Annotated in this window: 19 protein-coding genes; 15 read left to right on the top strand and 4 right to left on the bottom strand. The window is 70.7% G+C overall.

Annotation, left to right across the window (positions count from 1 at the left end):
* Positions 1–164: 164 nt before the first annotated feature.
* Positions 165–1085, top strand: coding sequence for an LLM class F420-dependent oxidoreductase (locus QNJ12_RS06360; protein WP_300620418.1), 921 nt, complete (start codon positions 165–167; stop codon positions 1083–1085).
* Here the strand turns inward: QNJ12_RS06360 and QNJ12_RS06365 are convergent.
* The gene (locus QNJ12_RS06365) at positions 1082–2203 is read right to left on the bottom strand and encodes an acyl-CoA dehydrogenase family protein (protein ID WP_300620420.1); all 1122 of its coding nucleotides are present in this window, start codon (positions 2201–2203) and stop codon (positions 1082–1084) included. The genes QNJ12_RS06360 and QNJ12_RS06365 overlap by 4 nt on opposite strands.
* 54 nt (positions 2204–2257) lie before the next feature.
* Between QNJ12_RS06365 and QNJ12_RS06370 the strand changes: the two genes are divergently transcribed.
* From QNJ12_RS06370 to QNJ12_RS06420, 11 genes are all read left to right on the top strand, one after another.
* A complete protein-coding gene (locus tag QNJ12_RS06370) occupies positions 2258–3046 on the top strand; it encodes an LLM class flavin-dependent oxidoreductase (protein ID WP_300620422.1) in 789 nt (262 codons plus the stop codon).
* A gap of 63 nt (positions 3047–3109) precedes the next feature.
* Positions 3110–4732: an AMP-binding protein gene (locus tag QNJ12_RS06375; protein WP_300620424.1), complete on the top strand. Its 1623-nt coding sequence runs from the start codon at positions 3110–3112 to the stop codon at positions 4730–4732.
* A gap of 25 nt (positions 4733–4757) precedes the next feature.
* Entirely contained in the window at positions 4758–5462 is a 705-nt protein-coding gene (locus QNJ12_RS06380) for an HAD family phosphatase (RefSeq protein WP_300620426.1), read from the top strand.
* A complete protein-coding gene (locus QNJ12_RS06385; RefSeq protein WP_300620428.1) occupies positions 5459–7849 on the top strand; it encodes a glycoside hydrolase family 65 protein in 2391 nt (796 codons plus the stop codon). Before QNJ12_RS06380 ends, QNJ12_RS06385 begins: the two co-directional genes overlap by 4 nt.
* Before the next feature lie 55 nt (positions 7850–7904).
* Complete coding sequence (locus QNJ12_RS06390) at positions 7905–8801, top strand: SDR family oxidoreductase (protein WP_300620429.1); 897 nt, start codon at positions 7905–7907, stop codon at positions 8799–8801.
* A 25-nt stretch (positions 8802–8826) separates the two neighbouring features.
* Positions 8827–9099: a LapA family protein gene (locus QNJ12_RS06395; protein ID WP_300620431.1), complete on the top strand. Its 273-nt coding sequence runs from the start codon at positions 8827–8829 to the stop codon at positions 9097–9099.
* Positions 9096–9947: an alpha/beta hydrolase gene (locus tag QNJ12_RS06400; protein ID WP_300620433.1), complete on the top strand. Its 852-nt coding sequence runs from the start codon at positions 9096–9098 to the stop codon at positions 9945–9947. The genes QNJ12_RS06395 and QNJ12_RS06400 overlap by 4 nt, the downstream gene beginning before the upstream one ends.
* Positions 9948–9967: 20 nt before the next feature.
* Positions 9968–10369, top strand: coding sequence for a hypothetical protein (locus tag QNJ12_RS06405; protein WP_300620435.1), 402 nt, complete (start codon positions 9968–9970; stop codon positions 10367–10369).
* Between the two features lie 46 nt (positions 10370–10415).
* A complete protein-coding gene (locus QNJ12_RS06410; RefSeq protein WP_300620436.1) occupies positions 10416–11261 on the top strand; it encodes a PD-(D/E)XK nuclease family protein in 846 nt (281 codons plus the stop codon).
* Positions 11258–11791, top strand: a complete 534-nt coding sequence (locus tag QNJ12_RS06415; RefSeq protein ID WP_300620438.1) for a phosphatase PAP2 family protein — start codon at positions 11258–11260, stop codon at positions 11789–11791. Before QNJ12_RS06410 ends, QNJ12_RS06415 begins: the two co-directional genes overlap by 4 nt.
* Positions 11792–11820: 29 nt before the next feature.
* A complete protein-coding gene (locus QNJ12_RS06420) occupies positions 11821–13200 on the top strand; it encodes a wax ester/triacylglycerol synthase domain-containing protein (RefSeq protein ID WP_300620441.1) in 1380 nt (459 codons plus the stop codon).
* On the opposite strand, the gene QNJ12_RS06425 is transcribed toward QNJ12_RS06420, so the two are convergent.
* A complete protein-coding gene (locus QNJ12_RS06425; RefSeq protein WP_300620444.1) occupies positions 13197–13397 on the bottom strand; it encodes a hypothetical protein in 201 nt (66 codons plus the stop codon). The genes QNJ12_RS06420 and QNJ12_RS06425 overlap by 4 nt on opposite strands.
* A 100-nt stretch (positions 13398–13497) precedes the next feature.
* Between QNJ12_RS06425 and QNJ12_RS06430 the strand changes: the two genes are divergently transcribed.
* A complete protein-coding gene (locus QNJ12_RS06430) occupies positions 13498–13761 on the top strand; it encodes a hypothetical protein (protein WP_300620446.1) in 264 nt (87 codons plus the stop codon).
* Between the two features lie 283 nt (positions 13762–14044).
* Here the strand turns inward: QNJ12_RS06430 and QNJ12_RS06435 are convergent, their stop codons facing one another.
* Positions 14045–14794: an SDR family oxidoreductase gene (locus QNJ12_RS06435; protein WP_300620449.1), complete on the bottom strand. Its 750-nt coding sequence runs from the start codon at positions 14792–14794 to the stop codon at positions 14045–14047.
* Between the two features lie 61 nt (positions 14795–14855).
* Here QNJ12_RS06435 and QNJ12_RS06440 point away from each other — a divergent pair, with 61 nt between their 5' ends.
* Positions 14856–16868 carry a S9 family peptidase gene (locus QNJ12_RS06440; RefSeq protein ID WP_300620452.1) on the top strand — a complete coding sequence of 671 codons (2013 nt, stop codon included), beginning with the start codon at positions 14856–14858 and terminating at the stop codon, positions 16866–16868.
* Positions 16869–16933: 65 nt separating this feature from the next.
* A complete protein-coding gene (locus tag QNJ12_RS06445; protein WP_300620454.1) occupies positions 16934–19729 on the top strand; it encodes a S8 family serine peptidase in 2796 nt (931 codons plus the stop codon).
* Here the strand turns inward: QNJ12_RS06445 and nudC are convergent.
* Positions 19717–20517: an NAD(+) diphosphatase gene (gene nudC / locus QNJ12_RS06450; protein ID WP_300620457.1), complete on the bottom strand. Its 801-nt coding sequence runs from the start codon at positions 20515–20517 to the stop codon at positions 19717–19719. The genes QNJ12_RS06445 and nudC overlap by 13 nt on opposite strands.
* Positions 20518–20535 lie beyond the last annotated feature (18 nt).

Consider the following 20535-nt stretch of genomic DNA (forward strand, 5'->3'; position numbering starts at 1 on the left):
AGGTCTGCTTCACCAACTCCGAACACGGCCCCGTCCACCTCGTCCTCGACGAACTCATCGTTGGCGACGCCGCCTCGTTCGAGCTCCCCACCACCAACGGCGCCGAACGACTCGCCGACACCCGCATCGCGAGGTTCTGACGCCCACGTCGTAGCGTGCTCGCAATGCGGCTCTCGGTGGTGCTCGGGCAGTGGCTCGACCGGCCGATCGAGGCCGACGTCGAGACGGCGATCATGGCCGACCGGCTCGGCTACGGGCAGCTCTGGGTGCCCGAGATGGCGAAGGCCGACGCGCCGGCGCTGGCTGCGACGATCGCCGCCCGCACCGAGCGGATCGAACTCGTGCTGGGTCCACTCGCCGTGACCGTCCGCAGTGCGGTCCAGATCGGCATCGCCGCGCAGACGGTCGCAGCGACCGGACGGCCGGTACACATCGCCGTGGGCACGTCGAGCTCGACGGTCGCCCGCTGGCACGGCCGGACCCGAGCCGGCGCCGCCGAGGCACTCGGACGAACCCGCGCCGACCTCACCGCGCTCCTCAGCGGCGAGCGCGTCAACGGGTTCCGGCTGTCGCAGCCGCCGAGCCCGCCGCCGTCGATCACCGTCGCAGCGTTCGGGCCGCGTGCGATCGCCGCCGCCGCCGATGCCGACCGGATGGTGCTCAACATGGTGACGGCCGAAGCGGCGACCCCGCTGGCCGCTCGGCACCCGAACACGGCGGTCTGGCTCTGCGCGGCGATCGACCCCTCCGAGGAGGAACGGGCGTGGCTCTCGCGGGGCTTCGTCGGCTACCTGGCGGCGCCGGGCTACGACCAGATGTTCGTCGACGCGGGGTACGGCGAGCTCGTCGAGTTCGCCCGGTCCAAGCCGGGGCCGAAGGAGGTCTTCGCCCGCATGCCGCACGACCTGATCGATCGCGTCGCGCTGGTCGGCGACGAGGCGACCGTCCGCTGGCGCATCGGCGAGTACGCGGCTGCAGGCATCAGCGAGATCTGCATCGTCCCGCCGGCCCCCGACCTCCCGTCGGCACGTCGCACGCTCGAAGCGCTCGCGCCCGCGCGGGCCGGCGCGAGCGGCGCGCGCTAGATCATCGCGGCGTTGAACTCCTGCCCCAGCAGGTACTTGCCCAGCGTCTCGTTGAGCTTCGGTGCGACCATGATGTGCTGGGTCACGACGTGCACGTCGCGCAGGCACCGCCCGAGCACGCTCGTGTCGTAGACCGCCGTGCCGCCGGCGAGCGTCCATGCCGCGTCGACCGCGGCGACGCTCTCGGCCGCAGCGTGCGCCGCTGCGAGCCGCATCGCCACCCGCGCCTCGACCGGCACCGACTCACCGGCCACGGCAGCCTCCCACGCGTCGCCGACCTCGGCCCGGAGGTACGCGCGAGCGGATCGCCAGCGCGCCTCGGCGCGCGAGAACTCGGACTGTGCGAACCCGCTGGCCGCGAGCGTCCGGGACGAGAACTGCGGCGTCTTCGCGCCGGCGAGCTCGGCCAGCTCGTCGAGCGCCCGGCGTGCGACACCCAGGCCGGTCGCGGCCACGCCGAGCGCGAGCAGCGTGAAGTTCGGGAAGTGCGCGAGCGGCTCGTCGACGTGCACGCCGCTGACGCCGGGCTGGATGGTGTGGTCCTCGGGCACGTGGACGTCGTCGACCGAGATGTCGAGCGAACCGGTACCCCGCATGCCCGACGTGTGCCACGTGTCGTGGAAGTCGACGTCGGCGGCCGGGAAGAAGCACACGCGCTGCGTGTCGTCGTCGCACATCGCGCCGCCGACGATCCACTCGCAGTGCTGCGTGCCGCTGCCCCACTGCCAGCGACCGGTGACTCGGTATCCGTCGCCGACGCGTACCCCGTGACCGTTCGGCGCGAAGACACCACCCGATGCAGTGGCGGGCGACGTGAAGATCTTGCGGGCGACATCGGGTTCCAGGAACGCCGCCAGCGACGCGGTCGTGGAGGCGATCCCCGAGCACCAGCCGGCCGACCCGTCGGCACGTGCGACCTCGAGCACCGCGTCGATCATCCGCAAGGGGCCGGTGCCGGGGCCGTCGTACGCGGTCGGCAGGCACAGCGTGAACATCCCGGCCTCGGCGAGTGCGGCAACCGTCTCGGCGGGGAGGCGCCGCTCTCGCTCGGCCAGGTCGGCGTTCGCCCGTGCCACCTCGGCGGCTCGCTCGATCGCAGTACCCGAGAGGCTTCCCATCCCCCGGATCGTAGGCCGATGACCTCATCTGCGGCGGTGGCGTACGATCGGATCATGAGGTTCGGCTTCGTGATCCCGTGGGCCGACGCCGACGAGGTCGGCGAGCTGGCCGTGGCCGCCGAGGATCATGGCTGGGACGGCATCTTCGTGTGGGAGCCGGTCTGGGGGGTCGACAGCTGGGTCAGCCTCGGCCTCGCCGCCGTGCGCACCTCGAAGATCCGGCTCGGCACCATGCTGACGCCGCCGTCACGACGACGACCGTGGGAGCTCGCCAGCCAGGTCGCCACGGTCGACCGCCTGAGCGATGGCAGGGTGACCCTCTCGGTCGGTCTCGGCGCCCCCGACTCGGGCATGGAGGCCTTCGGCGAGGTGTGCGACCGGCGCGAGCGGGCCGAGCTGATGGACGAGTGCCTCGAGATCGCCTGCGGGCTGTGGAACGGGCAACCGTTCGAGTACGACGGCAAGCACTACCAGGTGAAGCCGTCGGAGTTCCCGGCGATCGGACACACCACCCAGGTGCCGAGGGTCCCGATCTGGTGCGTCGGCGCGCTGGGCTACGAGCGGTCGATGCGCAGGGCACTGCAATGGGACGGGCTCATCCCGCAAGTCCTCGACGACGGCACCGCACGGCAGGCGAACCTCGAAGAGCTGAACGGCATCAAGGAGCAGCTCCCGGATCGCGACTACGACGTGATCATCGAGGGTGTCTGGTCCGAGCACTCGCCCGCCGCGTGGGCCGATGCCGGCGCCACCTGGTGGCTCGAGACGCAGTGGGACGCCGTCGGCCAGGCCACACCGGTGCTCGCAGCCTTCGACCGGCTCCGTGACGGCCCGCCGCGCTAGCGGCCGCCGTCACGCCGCTCCGGTCGCGGATCGTACGGGGGCCCGCAGGTACCGTCACACCCCGTGACCGCCAGCGGATGGAACCTCGCCGACGTCTTCGAGCGCATCGCCGACCGCATCCCCGACGCGCTCGCACAGCAGCAGGGCACCCGCTCGTTCACGTGGCGCGAGTTCGATCAGCGCGCCGACGGCGTCGCGGCCGCGCTCCTCGATGCCGGGCTCACCGAGCAGAACAAGGTCGCCCAGTACCTGTTCAACGCGCCGGAGTACCTCGAGAGCGTGTTCGGCGCGTTCAAGGCCGGGATGGCCGTCGTCAACACCAACTACCGCTACGCCGAGGACGAGCTGGTCTACCTGTGGGACAACGCGGACGTCGTGGCCGTGGTCTTCCACGGCGAGTTCGTCGAGACGATCGAGCACATCCGCGCCCGGGTCCCTCGGGTCCGGCTGTGGCTCTGGGTCGACGACGCCAGCGGACCGTGCCCCGACTGGGCGACGCCCTACGAGGCAGCGGCCACGTCGAACCCCGGCCGCACGCACGGCCCGTGGGGTCGCAGCGGCGACCACCTGCTCCTGCTCTACACGGGCGGCACCACCGGCATGCCGAAGGGCGTCATGTGGCGCCAGGACGACGTGTTCGGCGCACTCGACACGAACAACCGCCGCCGGATGCCGCCCGAGCAGGACCTGGAGGCGATCGGCGGGCGGGTCGACCGCGCCGGCCCCCGCGGCATGCCCGGCGCACCGCTCATGCACGGCACCGGCCTGTTCAACGCGCTCAGCACTCTCATGGTCGGCGGCTCGATCACGACGGTCGTCGGTCGCCACTTCGACGCCGCCGAGCTGCTCGACACGATCGAGCAGCAGCGGATCAACTCGATCTCGATCGTCGGCGATGCGTTCGCCAAGCCGCTCCTCGCCGCGCTCGACGCCGAGCCGCATCGCTGGGACGTGTCGTCGCTGCGCGTCATCGTGTCCTCGGGCGTGATGTGGTCGAAGGAGAGCAAGGCCGGCCTCCTCCGGCACAACGACCGGCTGATCATGGTCGACTCGCTGGGCTCGAGCGAGGCGATCGGCATGGCGACCAACACCACGACGGCCGCCACGGACACCGAGACGGCGAAGTTCGAGCTGAGCCCGACCACGCGCGTCGTGACCGACGACGGCCGCGACGTCACGCCGGGCACGGGCGAGCTCGGGCGAGTCGCCCTGCGCGGGTACACGCCGATCGGCTACTACAAGGATCCCGACAAGTCGGCGGCCACCTTCCAGGTCATCGATGGGCAGCGCTATTCGATCCCCGGCGACTGGGCCGAGGTGCTCGCCGACGGCACGGTCAAGCTGCTCGGTCGCGGCAGTCAGTGCATCAACACCGGCGGCGAGAAGGTCTACCCCGAAGAGGTCGAGGAGTGCCTCAAGCTCCACCCCGACGTCGCCGACGCCGCCGTGGTCGGCGTGCCCGACGACCGCTTCGGCGAGGCGATCCATGCGGTCGTCGAACCGCAACCCGGCGCCACGGTCGTCACCGGCGCCCTGATCGACCACGTCAAAGCCCGTCTCGCTCGCTACAAGGCGCCGAAGGCGATCCACGTCGTCGAGTCGTTGGGCCGGGCGGTCAACGGCAAGCTCGACTACAAGGCGATGAAGGCGATCGCGATGGATCGCTCCTCGCCGAGCGGGGTCTGATCGCACGGCAGTACGCTGCCGTGCGATGAGCGACGCAGTTATCGACTGGGGCCGTTACCGGGCCGTCCTGTTCGACCTCGACGGTGTGATCACGCCGACCGCCTCGGTGCACGAACGCGCCTGGTCCGAACTGTTCGCACCCTGGGACTTCACCCCCGAGGACTACCTCGCCAACGTCGACGGGAAGCCGCGGTACGACGGCGTCCAGGCGTTCCTCGCGTCGCGCGGTGTCGAGCTCCCGTGGGGCGACCCCGACGATCCGCCCGGCGACGACACCATCTGCGCGATGGGCAACCGCAAGAACGTCGTGTTCAACGAGCTCCTCGAGCGCGACGGTGTCGACCCGTACCCCGGCAGCCTCCGCGTGCTCGACCATCTCGACGAGCTCGGCATCGTCCAGGCGATCGTGTCGTCGTCGAAGAACGCGCGGTCGGTCCTCGACGCCGCCGGGCTCGGTGGGCGGTTCGAGCACATCGTCGACGGCGTCGCAGCCGCGACCCTCGGGCTCACTGGCAAGCCGGCACCGTCGATGTTCCTGCTCGGTGCGGCACTCGTCGGCGTCGGCACGCAGGATTCGGTCGTGGTCGAAGATGCGACGTCGGGTGTTGCCGCCGGGGCCGCCGGCGGCTTCGCCCTGGTGCTCGGGGTCGACCGCGGCGGCAACGCCGAGGCGCTGACCGCCGCCGGCGCACACCTCGTCGTGACCGATCTCGACGAGACGCTGGCGTGAAGCTCCGCGCCACGGCCTCGCAGATCCCGCGGCACCGTTTCCCCATCGAGCCGTGGCGGCTCGTCGAGCGCGAGCCCGATCGCCACGATCTCGGGCTGACCGAGAGCCTCTTCGCGATCGGCAACGGGTACATCGGGATGCGCGCCAACCCGAGCGAGGGCCGCGAGGCCTACACCCACGGCACCTACCTCAACGGCTTCCACGAGACCTGGCCGATCCAACACGCCGAGGAGGCCGTGGCGTTCGCCAAGACCGGCCAGACGATGGTCAACGTTCCCGACGCCAAGCTGATGAAGCTCTACGTCGACGACGAGCCGCTGGCGCTCGGCGAGGCCGACCTCGACCACTACGAGCGGGCGATCGACTTCCGCACCGGGGTCTCGCATCGCGAGCTCACCTGGCGGACGCCGGCCGGCAAGCTCGTCCACGTCCGGTCCGAGCGCATGATCAGCCTCGAGCACCGGCACATCGCGGTGCTGAGGTTCGAGGTCACGCTGCTCGACGACAGCGCACCGATCGTCATCTCGTCCCAACTGCTCAACCGGCAGGACGGCGAGGACGAGTACCACGTCACGGCCGCCGCGCTCGGCGAGGGGGTCGACCCGCGCCAGGCGCGCAAGTTCGACAAGCGGGTGCTCGAGCCCAAGCTGCAACGGCACATCGACGCCGACGACCGATCCGGCGGCGAGATCACGCTCGGCTACCGCTGCGCCGAGAGCGGGATGACGCTGGCCTGCGCGTACCGTCACGAGCTCGACACGCCGTGCGAGTCCACCGTCGAGACCTCGATCAACCACGACCACGCGAAGTCGGTCTTCACGATCGACGCCCATGCAGGCGAGACCATCCGCCTCACCAAGTTCGTGTCGTACCACTCGTCGCGGGGCATCCCCGCCGAGGAGCTCGCCGACCGGTGCCGACGCAGCATCCGCCGCGCGCAGGTCACCGGTGTCGGCGAGCTGCAGCGCCAGCAGGCCGCCTGGCTCGACTGGTTCTGGGAGCACGCCGACATCGAGGTGGGCGGCGACCCTGCGGGTCAGCAGGCGATCCGCTGGAACCTGTTCCAGCTCGCCCAGGCCACGGCGCGCACCCAAGAGCAGGGCGTCGGCGCGAAGGCGCTCACCGGGGGCGGCTACGACGGCCACTACTTCTGGGACACCGAGGTGTACGTGCTGCCGTTCCTCACGTACACGAATCCCGAGGCGGCGAGGAAGCTCCTCCGCTTCCGGTACCACATGCTCGATGCCGCGCGCGCCCGCGCCGCCGAGCTCAGCCAGCTCGGCGCACTCTTTCCGTGGCGGACGATCAACGGCGAGGAGGCGTCGGCGTACTACGCAGCCGGTACGGCGCAGTACCACATCAACGCTGCGGTCGCGTACGCCCTCGAGCGCTACCTCACCGCCACGGGCGACGCCGACTTCCTCGCCGGCGAGGGCGCCGAGATCTTGGTCGAGACCGCCCGGCTCTACGAGGACCTGGGCTTCTACGACAACAACGGGGGCGAGCACTTCCACATCCACGGCGTCACGGGACCCGACGAGTACACCACCGTCGTCAACGACAACCTCTACACGAACGTGATGGCCCGCTTCACGATGCGGTTCGCAGCGCGATCGGTGGTGTTCCTGCGCGAGTGGAACTCCGAAGCCTACGACGCGCTCGTGCGCCGAACCGGCCTGAGCGAGGAGGAGATCGCCGGCTGGCACCGGGCGTGCGACGCGATGTACCTGCCGTACGACGAGGAGTTCGGCATCCACCCGCAGGACGAGAGCTTCCTCGACCGCGAGCGGTGGGACTTCGCCAACACGCCACCCGACAAGTACCCGCTGATGCTGCACTTCCACCCGCTGGTGATCTACCGCCACCAGGTGCTCAAGCAGGCCGATGTCGTCCTGGCGATGATCCTGCGCGGCGAACACTTCGACCTCGAGACGAAACGGCGCAACTTCGACTACTACGACCCGATCACGACGGGCGATTCGTCGCTGGCGGCCTGCATGCAGTCGATCATGGCGAGCGAGGTCGGCCGGCCCGACATCGGCTTCGACTACTTCGAGCAGGCGGTCTATCTCGACATCGCCGACACGCACGGCAACACGGCCGACGGCGTCCACGTGGCCAACGCGGGCGGCGTCTGGGCGACGGTCGTCTACGGGTTCGCGGGCCTCGTCGACAGCGGCGATCACATCAAGCTGCAGCCCCGGATCCCGAAGGCGTGGTCGTCGATCCGATTCCGGCTCCGCCGGCACGGCTCGGACCTCAAGGTGTCGCTCGACAGCGACGGCGCCACGGTCGAGGTGCTCGACGGCGACCCGGTACCGATCCGGATCGGCGACGAGATGCTGCACGCCGGACCGGATCAGCCGGTCCGGGTCCCCTCGGTCTGACGCACGTCGGGGCCGATTTGGGCCCGGCCGGTTACCGGCCGGTACCGTTCCGGCCATGACAGATGCGCTCGGATTCGACGGCAAGGTGGCGATCATCACCGGTGCAGGCGGAGGTCTCGGCCGCGAGCACGCCCTGCTGATGGCGTCGCGTGGTGCCCTCGTCGTGGTCAACGATCTCGGCGGGGCGGTCGACGGCACCGGCAGCGACAAGGGCGCGGCCGAGCGGGTGGTCGACGAGATCAAGGCAGCCGGCGGCGAGGCGGCCGCCGACACGAACTCGGTGGCCACGCCCGAGGGCGGGGCGGCGATCGTCCAGACCGCGCTCGACGCGTTCGGCCGGATCGACATCGTCGTCAACAACGCCGGGATCCTGCGCGACAAGTCGTTCCACAACATGACGCCCGATCTGTGGGGCCCGGTGCTCGACGTCCACCTCAACGGCGCCTACCACGTCACGAGCGCGGCCTGGCCGCACATGCGCGACCAGAGCTACGGCCGCGTGGTCTCGACCGCGTCGGGGGCCGGCATCTTCGGCAACTTCGGCCAGGCGAACTACGGCGCGGCGAAGATGGCACTGGTCGGGTTCAGCCGGGTGCTCGCCGTCGAGGGCGCGAAGTACAACATCAAGGCCAACGTCATCGCCCCGGTCGCGAAGACGCGCATGACCGAGGACCTGCTCGGCCCGCTCGGCGACAAGGTCGAGCCCCGATTCGTGTCACCGGTCGTCACCTACCTCGCTCACGAGAGCTGCGAGCCGACCGGCCGCGTGTTCTCGGTCGCCGGCGGCCGGGTCGCCGAGATCTTCATCGGTGAGGGTCCGGGCTTCACCGACCCCGAGCTGTCCCCCGAGTCGGTGGCGGCCAACTGGGATGCGGTGACCGACCGCGAAGGGTACGAGGTGCCCGGCCAGATGGCCGAGGAGATCGGGATGTACCTCAAGTACCTGCAGTAGACGGACGTTCTGCCAAGCTGACGACGTGAACCGCGACGCGCTCGACCTCGAACAGCCAGCCGAGAGTGGCGGTGGCGCACCGTCCCTCAAGCTGATCGCGCTGCTGCTGGTGACGATCGCTCTGGCGGTCTTCTTCTTCCAGAACGGCGATCGGGCCCCGGTCGAGTTCCTCTGGATGGACGGCGACTGGCCGGTCTGGACGGTGATCGGCATCTCGGTCCTGGCGGGCGTCGTGCTCGACCGGCTGTTCACGTGGCAGTGGCGCCGCGCCCGCCGGCGCAAGCAAACCGCCGCGTGATCTCGCTCCCGTCGAGCGACGGCGTGCAGCTCGCGCTGCACGACTTCGGCGGCGCCGGGCCGCCACTGCTGATCGCCCACGCCACCGGCTTCCACGCTCACTGCTACGTGCCCGTCGCCCGGGAGCTGTCGGCCGCGTATCGCTGCCATGCCGTCGACGTCCGTGGCCACGGCGAGTCGACGGTTCCGGAGCATTGGCAGGTCGATTGGTCCCGGTTCGGTGACGACGTCGTCGCTGCGGCACGCCATGTGCGCGACGGGACCGGTGAACCCATCGTCGGCGTCGGCCACTCGATGGGCGGCGCGGCGCTCCTCATGGCGGCGTGCCGCGAGCCGGAGCTGTTCACGTCGCTCGTGTTGTTCGAGCCGATCGCGTTCCCGTCGGGCGACCAGCGGATCGACATCCATTCGGTCCCGATCGTGCAGTCGGCGCTGCGTCGCCGCCGACGTTTCGCGTCCGTCGACGACGCACACGACAACTTCCGCGGCAAGGCGCCGCTGTCGCTCATGACACCCGAGGTGCTCCGCCTCTACGTCGAGCACGGCTTCCGGGCGACCACCGACGACATCGGCAATCCCTGCGTCGAGCTCCGTTGCACGCCCGAGCTCGAGGCCGGCATCTTCGTGGCGGCGCGCGAGAACGGCGTGTGGGAGCTGCTGCCCGGGGTCGAGATCCCGGTGGTCGTCGCGTCCGGTGTGGTCGAGGACGACCAGCCATCTGCACGCGCCGACGGGATCGCCGAACGCCTCCCGGACGGGCGGTACGTCTCCCTCCCCCACATGACGCACCTCGGCCCGTTCAGCCACCCGGACGAGGTCGCTGCGCTCGTCGTCCGTCCCGGCCGATAGGGGTCCTGGCTTCCTCTCGCATGTCCCTGCTGCTCCTCGTCATGCTCGTGCTGGGCCTGGTCGCCTTCACCCCGATCGTGCTCACTGCGCGATGGCTCGCACGTGGGCAGCGACATCGCATCGGCCTCGCCGTGGCAGCCACCGCTGCGATGTTGTTCTGGCTCGTGCTGCCCGTCTACGTCGTCGGCGCCGCGTGGTGCCCCGACGACGCGTGGGAGGTGCCCGTCCGGATCGGGTTGTACGCGCTGGTCCTCGGCGGCGTGTATGCCGCCGGCTTGTCGTACGACGTGGCCCGTTCTCACGGCGCGGGTCGGCTGACGGGTTGCCTCGCGGTCGCCGCGGTGGCGCTGACGGCTGTCACGGTGGTCTCGTTGCTGTCGAGCGCCGCGTCGGGGATCCTGGCCCATCCGTACTGCGGCTGACGGTCACGAACCGATGCAACACCCCGCGCGTACGATTGGTCGCATCATGACCGACGTGGCAGCCGAAGCGACGTGGACCGTCCCGACGAGCCTCTCGCCGTCGCGGGTCGAGTCGTTCCTGTCGTGCCCGCTGGCCTTCCGGTTCTCCTCGATCGAGAAGCTGCCCGATCCACCGACCGTCGCGACCACGCGAGGGTCCCTCGTGCACCGGGCCCTCGAGCTGTTCTTCCTCCGGCCCGTCGCCGAGCGCACGCCGGCAGCGCTCGATCGCTGTGCCGACGCGGCCATCGCCGAGTACCGCGAGCATCCCGACTTCGTGCAGCTCTCGCTGACGCCCGACGAGGTCGAGCGCTTCGACCACGAGTGTCGCGAGCTCGTCGCCAACTACCTCGGCATGGAAGACCCGACCACCGTGCGCGACATCGGGCTCGAGCTCAAGCTCGAAGCGCCGGTCGGCGACCTCACGCTCCGCGGCATCATCGATCGGCTCGAGCTCGACCCGCAGGGCGAGCTCGTCGTCACCGACTACAAGACCGGCCGGGCTCCCAGTCCCAACTGGGAGCGCAAGAGCCTGTCGGGCGTGCACTTCTACGCCTTCCTGTGCGAGTCGGTGTTCGGCCGGCGGCCGGCTGCGATCCGGCTGATGTACCTCAAGTCGGGCGAGACGATCACGGCGACGCCGTCGGCCCAGTCCACGAAGTTCATGACGACGCGGACGAGTGCGGTCTGGAAGGCCGTTGCCACCGCGTGCGAGCGCGACGACTTCCGGCCCCGCCAGAGCGCGCTCTGCAACCACTGCGCCTACCAGCGGTGGTGCCCCGAGTTCGGCGGTGACCCGGCGCTCGCCGCCGCAGAGGCGCCTGTCGTGCTCGGCGGCGCCGTGCCTGCATGACATCGATCGTCGGCGCGTTCGACGACTGGGCCGATGCGCAACTCGAACTGATCCGCGGCACACCGACGATCGACCGGCTGATGACGGCCGCCACGCACGCCGGCGAGTTCAGCGTCATCTGGCACGGCTGCAGCCTGCTGCGCGGCATCATCGTGGGGCGGCCCGACCAGATCGTCGCCATGGCCGCAGGCATCGGCACCGAGAGCCTCATCGTCAACCAGGGCCTGAAGCGCCTGTTCCGACGCACCCGACCGACCGAGTCCGGCGACGAGCGATTCGACATCCGCACCCCGCTGACGTCCTCGTTCCCGAGCGGCCACGCGAGCGCAGCCGCGTTCGCGGCGACGGTCCTGGTCGGGTGGGACGGTCGCCGCTCGCTGCCGCTGTGGGGATCGCTCGCCACGCTGGTCGCCGTCAGCCGGCCCTACGTGCGCATCCACCACGCCTCCGACGTGGTCGGCGGCGCCCTGGTCGGTGTGGCGCTGGCGGCGGGCGCACGGCGTGTGATGCGCCGGTTCGGCGTCGGTTGATCTCGCAGCGGCGCCCGTAGCCTGCCCGCATGAGCGATCTGCGCTTCGATCCGACGATGAGCGACGCCGAGGGCCTGATGTGGCGGCTCGAGAAGGACCCCCACCTCTCCTCGACGTTCGCGACCGTCACGGTGCTCGATCGGGCACCCGACTTCGACTCGTTCCGCCGCCGGATCGAGCGGGCGTCGGTCGCGATCCCCCGGCTCCGCCAACGGGTGATGCCGGCCCCCGCCAACCTGTCCCCGCCGGTCTGGGTCGACGATCCCGACTTCGACATCGACATGCACGTTCGTCGCATCGCCTGCCCGAAGCCGGGCTCGCTGCGGCAGGTGCTCGACATCGCTTCCCTGTTCGTCGCCGATCCGCTCGACCGGACCCGTCCGCTCTGGCAGTTCCTGGTCGTCGAGGGCATGCGTGGCGGCAAGGCAGCGATCGTCCAGAAGATGCACCACACGATCACCGACGGCGAGCGCGGCGTCGAGTTGTCGCTGCAGTACCTCGACTTCGAACGCGACGCGCCCGAACCTCCGCCGCTCGCGGCCGACGACCAGCCGACTGCAGGCGAACCCGAGCCCGTCGGCACCGACGCACTGCGCGACCTCATCACCGGTGGACTGCGCCTGCCGATCGGCATCGCGAAGCAGGTCCGGGACCTGCTGGCCGACCCGGCCGGCATCCCCGACGCCTCCAGCGCAGCCGCCAACACGATGCGCGGCATCATGTCGCAGCTCTCCGACACCGAGCAGGCGCGATCACCGCTGTGGACGTCGCGGTCCCTGCAGCGCCGCGTCGAGCCGGCCCGTGCGCCGTTCCGCGAGACCAAGGACGCCGCCAAACGACTCGGCGGCACCCTGAACACCGCCTTCCTCACGGCTGCCGCCGACGCCGCCTCCACTTATCACGTCGAGATGGGCAGCCCGGTCGAATCGCTCCGAGCCTCGATGGCGATCTCGACCCGCACCGCCAGCTCGGGCTCGAACGCGTTCTCGCTCGCCCGCTTTCTGGTCCCGACCGCCGAGATGCCGATCGACGAACGGTTCCTCGCCATCCAGGAGGCCGCCGATCTCGCCCGCGAGGCCAACAAGCGCGCCGGGCTCGACACGCTGGCCGCCGTCACGTCGGCGCTGCCGACGTCGCTCATCACCCGTCTCGCCCGGCAGCAGGCTCAGACGATCGACTTCGCGACGTCGAACGTCAAGGGGTCGCCGGTGCCGTGCTACGTCGCCGGGGCGCAGTTGCTCGAGATCTACCCGATCGGCCCGCTCGGCGGCGTGGCCTTCAACCTGACGCTGATGTCGTACCTGGGGAGCCTCGACATGGCGCTCAACATCGACACCGCGGCCGTCGCCGAGCCCGAGTTGCTGACGCGTTGTCTCGACCGCTCGTTCAAGCGGTTGGCGAAGGTCTAGTCGGCGTCGCTGAGCAGCGTGCGCAGGTCGAGCAGCAGGTCGGCGACCTCACCGGTCGAGACCAGCTCGCGCTGCATCATCTTGGCAAGTGCAGCGTCGATGACCGCCACGGCCTCGGCCAGCACGTCACCGGGTGTGCCGGCATCGTCCACCATCAGGGTCGATTCGAGCGTCGGGGCGGGGAGCTGATCCGTCATCGGCGATCACCGTATCGGCGTTTCGCCGCTCGCGCGCGCACCTAGCATGTGACACATGCGACCGAGCGGGCAGCCCGAATGAGCAACCCGGCTGATCGGCATGGTTGAACGCACCTTGGCGGCCGTCGGCCTGCGACTCGGTGAAGCCATCCGGTTCCGCCGCCACGAGGGCGGCCGCTGGCTGGTCGGCAAGGTCGCCCGCATCGAGGCCGACGGGAGCATCACGCTGCACGACCCCGACGGCGCAGCGCGGTCGCAGCGCCCCGAGCGGGTGCAGGTTCGGCGGCCCGGCAGCCGCGGGCGGCTGGTGTGGTGCGACGTGAGCGAGGTCGCTGTCACCTGGGAGCAACTCGAGCTGTTCTAGCTCTTTCGGGCTTCGCCGACCGGCGAAGCCGGATCGGCTGCACCTCCGAGCTCGCCGCCTCCGCTTCGCTTCGGCGCTCACCCGCCTCCACATTGCGACGCGGTCGACCGGCGACATGGGCGTCGGCACGCCACAGCATCACACCCAGCGAAGCCGGATCGGCTGCGCCTGACCGGGCGTCGCCACGTGTCAGATCTGCGACGCGGTCGACCGGCGACATGGGCGTCGGCACGCCACTCTCGCGAAGCCGGATCGACTGCGCCTGACCGAGCGTCGCCACGTGTCAGCGGCCGCCGGAGGTGTTGATGAACGAGCCCGTCACGTAGCTGGCGGCATCGGAGGCGAGCCACAGGATCGCCTCGGCGACCTCGTCGGCGTCACCACCCCGCTGCATCGGCACGTGTACGGACAGCTTCTCGACTCGGTCCTCGATACCCGAGAGCTCGTGGATGTCGGTGTAGATGAGGCCCGGTCGCACCGCATTGACCCGGACGCCTTCGGAGGCGACCTCCTTCGCGAGCCCGATGGTGACGGTGTCGAGGGCGCCCTTCGTCGCCGCGTAGTCGATGTACTCATTCGGGCTGCCGAGGTAGGAGGCGGCCGACGACACGTTGACGATCGCCCCACCGGCACCACCGTGGCGCGTCGACATGTGTCGGACCGCCTCACGGAGCGCCACGATCGCACCGATCACGTTGACCGCCATCACGTCACGCAGACGTTCCACGTCGAACTCGTCGAGCCGCATGGCGGGATGCAGCGTCCCGGCGTTGTTGACGAACGCCGCGATCGGACCCACCTCGGCCACGGTCGTCGCGAAGGCAGCGACGACGTCGGCCTCGTCGGCGACGTCGGCCCGAACGGCCAGCGCGCGGGCGCCCGTCGACTCGCACTCGGCGACGACCGCGTCAGCGGCGTCGGCGCTCCGGACGAACGTGATCACCACGTCGTAGCCCCGCGCGGCCGCGAGCCGCGCCGTCGCAGCACCGATGCCGCGGCTCCCCCCGGTGATCAACATGACGGGCCGGGCCATGACGCAGAGTCTGGCACCAACGGCACCGGGGGGCCGGCGGGAGCTGGGATACCGTGTCGGCGTGCCGGACACCGAGACCCCCTCACGCCACGCCGAGATCGCCCGCGATCTGATCCATCTCCGCTCGGCGGTCGGCCAACCGAAGCTCAGCCCCGACGGCCGGCACGTCGCGGCCGTCGTGGCCACCGTCGACCTCGACGAGAACACGACGCGCACCAGGGTCTGGCTCGACGGTGCACCCGTCACGGCCGGGCCGAGGGACTCGCAACCCACGTGGTCACCCGATGGGCGGTGGCTCGCGTTCACCAGCCGACGCGACGACGACTCGAAGAAGCCGACACTGCACGTCATGCCCGTCCACGGCCCTGGCGAGGTTCGCACCGTGTGCACGATGCCCGACGGCCTCGGCGAGTTGGCCTGGTCGCCCGACGGGCGGTGGCTCGGGTTCCTCAGCCGCACCCGCGACTCGCGCTACGACGCGAAGGACGCGACGTGGCAGTCGCCCCGCAAGATCGAGCGGTTCCTGTCGCGCCTCAACGGCGAGAACTGGATCTTCGACCGACCGCAGCACGTGTACGTCGTGGCCGCCGACGGCACGGGGCAGCCGCGCAACCTGACCGAGGGCGAGTTCGCGTACGGCGGATTCTCGTGGCTCGCCGACTCGAGCGGCGTCGTCGCGTCCGGTACCGCGCACGAGACGTGGGACGAGGACGCCGCCGAGGACTTGTACGTCGTGCCCCTCGACGGCGAGATCCGGGCACTCACCCAGCAGACGGGGAAGTACGTCGCCCCAGCCGTCTCCCCCGATGGCCGGCAGGTGGCGTTCATGGGCCTCGACAACGCGCAGGAGTATCCGCAGAACGCCAAGATCGGCCTCGTCGACGTCGACGGCGGTGAGCACCGCTGGATCAGCACGGGCCTCGACCGCACGTTCTTCGCGATGGCCTGCCCCCAGGCGCCCGTGTGGGAGACCAGCGACACGCTGCTGGCGGTGGCCGAGGACCGGGGCGACACCCACCTCTACCGGCTCCATGTCGACGGCCGGGCACCCGAGCCGATCACCGACGGGCCGACAACGGTCCAGGGCTACGACGTCGCGGGCGACGTGATCGCCACGACCCGATCCGACGTCACGCACGGTGGCGAGCTGTGGATCACCCGCGCCGGCGACGACGAGCAGCTCACCCACGTCGCCGGCGTCCACCGCGGTTGGGAGAAGTTCACGGTGACGTGCACCGACGGTTCCGACGACATCGACGCCTGGATCATGCGACCCGACGACTTCGATCCCGACCAGCGGTACCCCCTGCTGCTCAACGTCCACGGCGGCCCGTTCACGCAGTACGGCGAGTACTTCTTCGACGAGGCCCAGATGCAGGCCGCAGCGGGCTTCGTGGTGCTGATGTCGAACCCGCGGGGTGGCAGCGGCCGGCACACCGCCTGGGGCCAGGCGATCATGGGTCCGAAGCACCCGACCGCGCCGGGAACCGGTTGGGGCAGCGTCGACGTCGACGACGTGATCGCCGTCCTCGACGCAACACTCGATCGATACACGTTCTGCGACCCCGAACGGGTCGGCATGCTGGGCGGCAGCTACGGCGGGTACATGGCGACGACGCTCGCCGCCCGCTACGGCGACCGGTTCGTCGGCATCTGCTCGGAACGTGCGGTGAACAACCTGCTCACCGAGGAGTGGTCGTCCGACGTCGCCACGTTCTTCCGCGCCGAGCACGGCCCCACCGTCGTCGAGGACCCCGGCGAGTACACCCGGATGTCGCCGATCACGATGGCGCACGACATCCACGTCCCGATGCTGATCATCCACAGCGAGGACGACTTCCGCTGCCCGATCAACCAAGCCGAGGAGCTGTGGGTCACGCTCAAGCTGCTCAAGCGGGACGTGACCTTCTACCGGTTCCCCAGTGAGAACCACGAGCTGTCGCGGTCGGGATCGCCGGTGCACCGGCGCATGCGGGCCGAGATCATCCTCGACTGGTTCGCCGACCTGCTGCTGCCGGCCGACGACACCGACGCGGACGCCACCACCGAGGAGACCGGGTCAGCGGCCACGTGACGCCGGCCGCCGGCCAGGCGCGGTCGTTGCCCGGTCGCGCTCCGGGCGTGCGACAATCGCAGAGGATGACCACACACGCCCCCGACCACCTGTACCTCCGGCAGCGGCTGCTCGGGGCGACCGTGGCCGCGGCCGTCGCTGGCGCAGCCACGCTGCTCGGCGCAACCGAGGCGAGGGCGGACGGCTGGCCGGCACGCGTCACCGTGGAGGTGGTCGTAGAGGGCGATCAGGGGCCGACGATCGATGCGATCGGCGACGCCGGCGGCATCGTGGTCGGCACCGGCCCGGGCACCGTGCTGGCGCGGATCCCCAGCGTTCGCCGCCCACTGCTCGCTGCAACTCTCGACGCGGAGGTGCGAACGCCGGTGCCGGTGGATGTCCGCCCCGAGTCGGTCGTCGACCGGAGGCCGGCGTTCGGGCCCACCGTGGGCGAGCACGTCGCCATCACGAACGCCGACGCCTGGCACGCCGCGGGCTTCGACGGCGACGGCGTCAAGATCGGCGTGATCGACTTCTTCGACGTCGAGCTCTTCTGGGACGAGGACGAGCACGGACCGAAGCCGGTGGCCGGCGTCACCGCTCGGTGCATCGACCTCGGCAGCGACTGCTCGGCCGAGTTCTTCGACGCCGTCGACAACGGCGGCGAGGACCACGGCGTCGCCGTCGTCGAGACGATCCTCGACATGGCTCCGGCCGCCGAGATCTACATCGGCCAGGCGACGACCGTCAGCGACTACTCGGCGCTCGTCGAGTGGTTCGCCGACGCCGGCGTCACCGTGATCAACCGCTCGCTCGGGAGCCGCTACGACGGACCGGGCGACGGGCGGGGGCCGCTCGACGAGGTCGCGTCCGAGGCGACGGCCCACGGCATGCTCTGGGTGAACTCCGGCGGCAACAACGGCGAGGGCAAGTACTACCGGCACCAGGCGCGCCTGATCGGCAATCGCGTGGCGTTCGGCCCATCGGGCACCGGCACGTACCTGCGGTTCTCCGGCTGTGTCGCACTCGGCGGGATCCGATGGTCCAACGACTGGGACGTCGCCGCCGCGCAACGCACCGACTACGACGCGCTGCTGTGGGACGCCCCGACCGGTGACCCGGCCGCCGGCACCCTGGTCGATTCGTCCCGACGCCCCCAGCAACTCGGTGCCTCACCGATCGAGCTCCTGCCGACGCCGCGCTGTCCGGGCCCCGGTCGCTCGCTGTACCTCGAACTCGAGTGGCTCGGCGGGTCGATCGCCGGCGACGTCATCGAGATCCTCGACTACGGCTCGGGCATCGCGCAGTTCACGCAGGCCGCGGGCAGCGCCGCAGTACCGATCGTCGACTCGTCCGACCCCGGCGTCGTCGCCGTCGGCGCGATCGACCCGGCTGCGACGGGCACCGTCGCGGCGTACAGCTCGCGCGGGCCGACGAACGACGGCCGCGTGATCCCCGATGTCGCCGCGCCCGCGGCGGTCACCAACTCGCTTCAGGGCGTGTTCGCCGGCTCGAGTGCGGGTGCGGCGGTCGTGTCGGGCGGCGCCGCACTGCTGGCCGGTGCCGGGCTCGCCGCCGACGGCGCCACCCTCGCCGACCTCGTTCGCCACCTCGCCGTCGATCGCGGCGCGAGCGGGCCCGACAACGAGTACGGCCACGGCGAGTTCCGCCTCCCCGCCCCACCGGCCGGGATCAACGACCTCCCGTCGACGTTCCGATCGCTCGACGTGCCGACCCGGATCCTCGACACGCGCGAGGAGAGCGCCGTCGGGCCCGCTGCGCTGATCGGTCCCGTCGGCCGTGGCGACGTCCTCGAGCTGCCCGTCGCCGGTCACCACGGCGTGCCCGCCGACGGCGTGACCGCGGTCGCCGTCAACGTCGTGAGCGTCGCAGCCGACCGGCCGAGCTTCGTGCAGGTGCTGCCGACGATGGAAGCGGCTCTCGGCAGCTACTCGAACCTGAACATCGACGGCGCCGGGCAGACCCGCGCCAACTTCGCGATCGTGCCGGCCGGTGCGGACGGCACGATCTCGATCTACTCCATCGCTGCCGGCGACATCGTCGTCGACCTGCTCGGCTTCTTCGAGGAGCAGACCGGTTCGGTTCGGGACGGCCGGTTCGTCGGGCTGCCGGCCGCGCAGCGACTGCTCGACACCCGTGACGACGCTCCGGTCGGACCGCTCCTGTCCGGGACGAGCCGCGCCGTTCCGATGCCGGCGGGCGTCGATCCCGGCGTGGTCGACGCCCTCGTCGTCACGGTCACCGCCACTGCGGCCACCGGACCCGGGTGGGTGCAGGCCTACCCGACCGATCGGCCCGACGTGATCGGCACCACGTCGACGCTCAACCTGGCGTCCGGCGGCACGGTCGCCAACACCGCCATCGTCCCGCTCGGCGGTCCGGGCATCAGCGTCACGACCTTCGTCGCCGGTGCCGGGAGCACCCACGTCGTCGTCGATGCCATCGGCTACGTCACGACCGACGCCGCATCGCTGTCGGGCGCCGGCAAGTTCCGGTCGGTCTCGCCGAACCGGGCGTTCGACTCGCGCCAGACGGGTGGCGCACTCGGCGACCTCGAGCAGGTCGTGATCGACGCCTCGGCTGCCGCTGGCGTCACGGTGCCCGACTCGGCGACGGCCGTGGCCTGGAACATGGCGGTCGTCCACGCTGACCGGCCCGGATTCCTGCGGGCGTGGGCTGCCGACCAGCCCGAGCCGCCGACGTCGGCATTGAACTGGACCACCCCGGGCGAGATCCGGGCGGCCGCCGTGATCTCGGCCGTCGATCGCGGCCGCACGCGGATCCGCGTCGACGACGGCGACGCCGACACCCCGGTCGCCCTCGGCCACCTCATCGCCGACGTGTTCGGCTACTTCACCTGATCGACCGACTCGGCGAGCCATGCGTCGATCAGCCGCCGGGCGATCGAGATCCCCGGTGGCACCATCGGGAGCTCGCCGGGCAGGAACCAGCCGGCGTCGGCGATCTCGGCCGGGTCGCACTCGATCTCGCCGGACTCGTACCGCGCACGAAATCCGATCATGAGGCTGTTCGGGAACGGCCAAGGCTGACTCCCGAAGTACGACGGAGCGCTCACGGTGATGCCGACCTCCTCGTGCACCTCCCGGACGACGGCCGACTCCAACGACTCGCCGGGCTCGACGAACCCTGCGAGGCACGAGTACATCGGGATGTCCCACTGCACGCCCCTCGCCAGCAACGCCTCCTGCTCGGGCCCGGGCTCGCCGCGGGTCACGAGCGTGATCATCGCCGGCGAGAGCCGCGGGAACGACAGCAGGTCGCATCCCGGGCACCGCATGGCCCGCTCACCCTCGGCGAGCGCGGTCTCGGCACCGCAGCGCCCGCAGAAGCGATGGGTGCGCGCCCATTCGACGATCTGCACCGCGCGGCCCGCCGCCAACCACTGGTGCTCGGGCGCCCGGCCGTAGAACCTGCGCAGGTCGATCGCTGCGCCGTAGCTCGGATCCGTGTCGGCCGGGACGTCGACCGCCCACCACGCATGCCCGTCGACCATGCCGATGAAGTGGATCCGCCAGTCGTCCTCGCCGGGTCGGTCGTCGATGAAGACCGTCGACCCGATCACGTGCACGTATCGATGTTCACCGTCGTGGCCCGGCGGTGGCGCGTTGAGCGGCCGGAAGTCGGTCATGACCGGATGCGTAGCACA

The sequence above is a fragment of the Ilumatobacter sp. genome (assembly GCF_030065885.1).
Classification (GTDB): domain Bacteria; phylum Actinomycetota; class Acidimicrobiia; order Acidimicrobiales; family Ilumatobacteraceae; genus Ilumatobacter.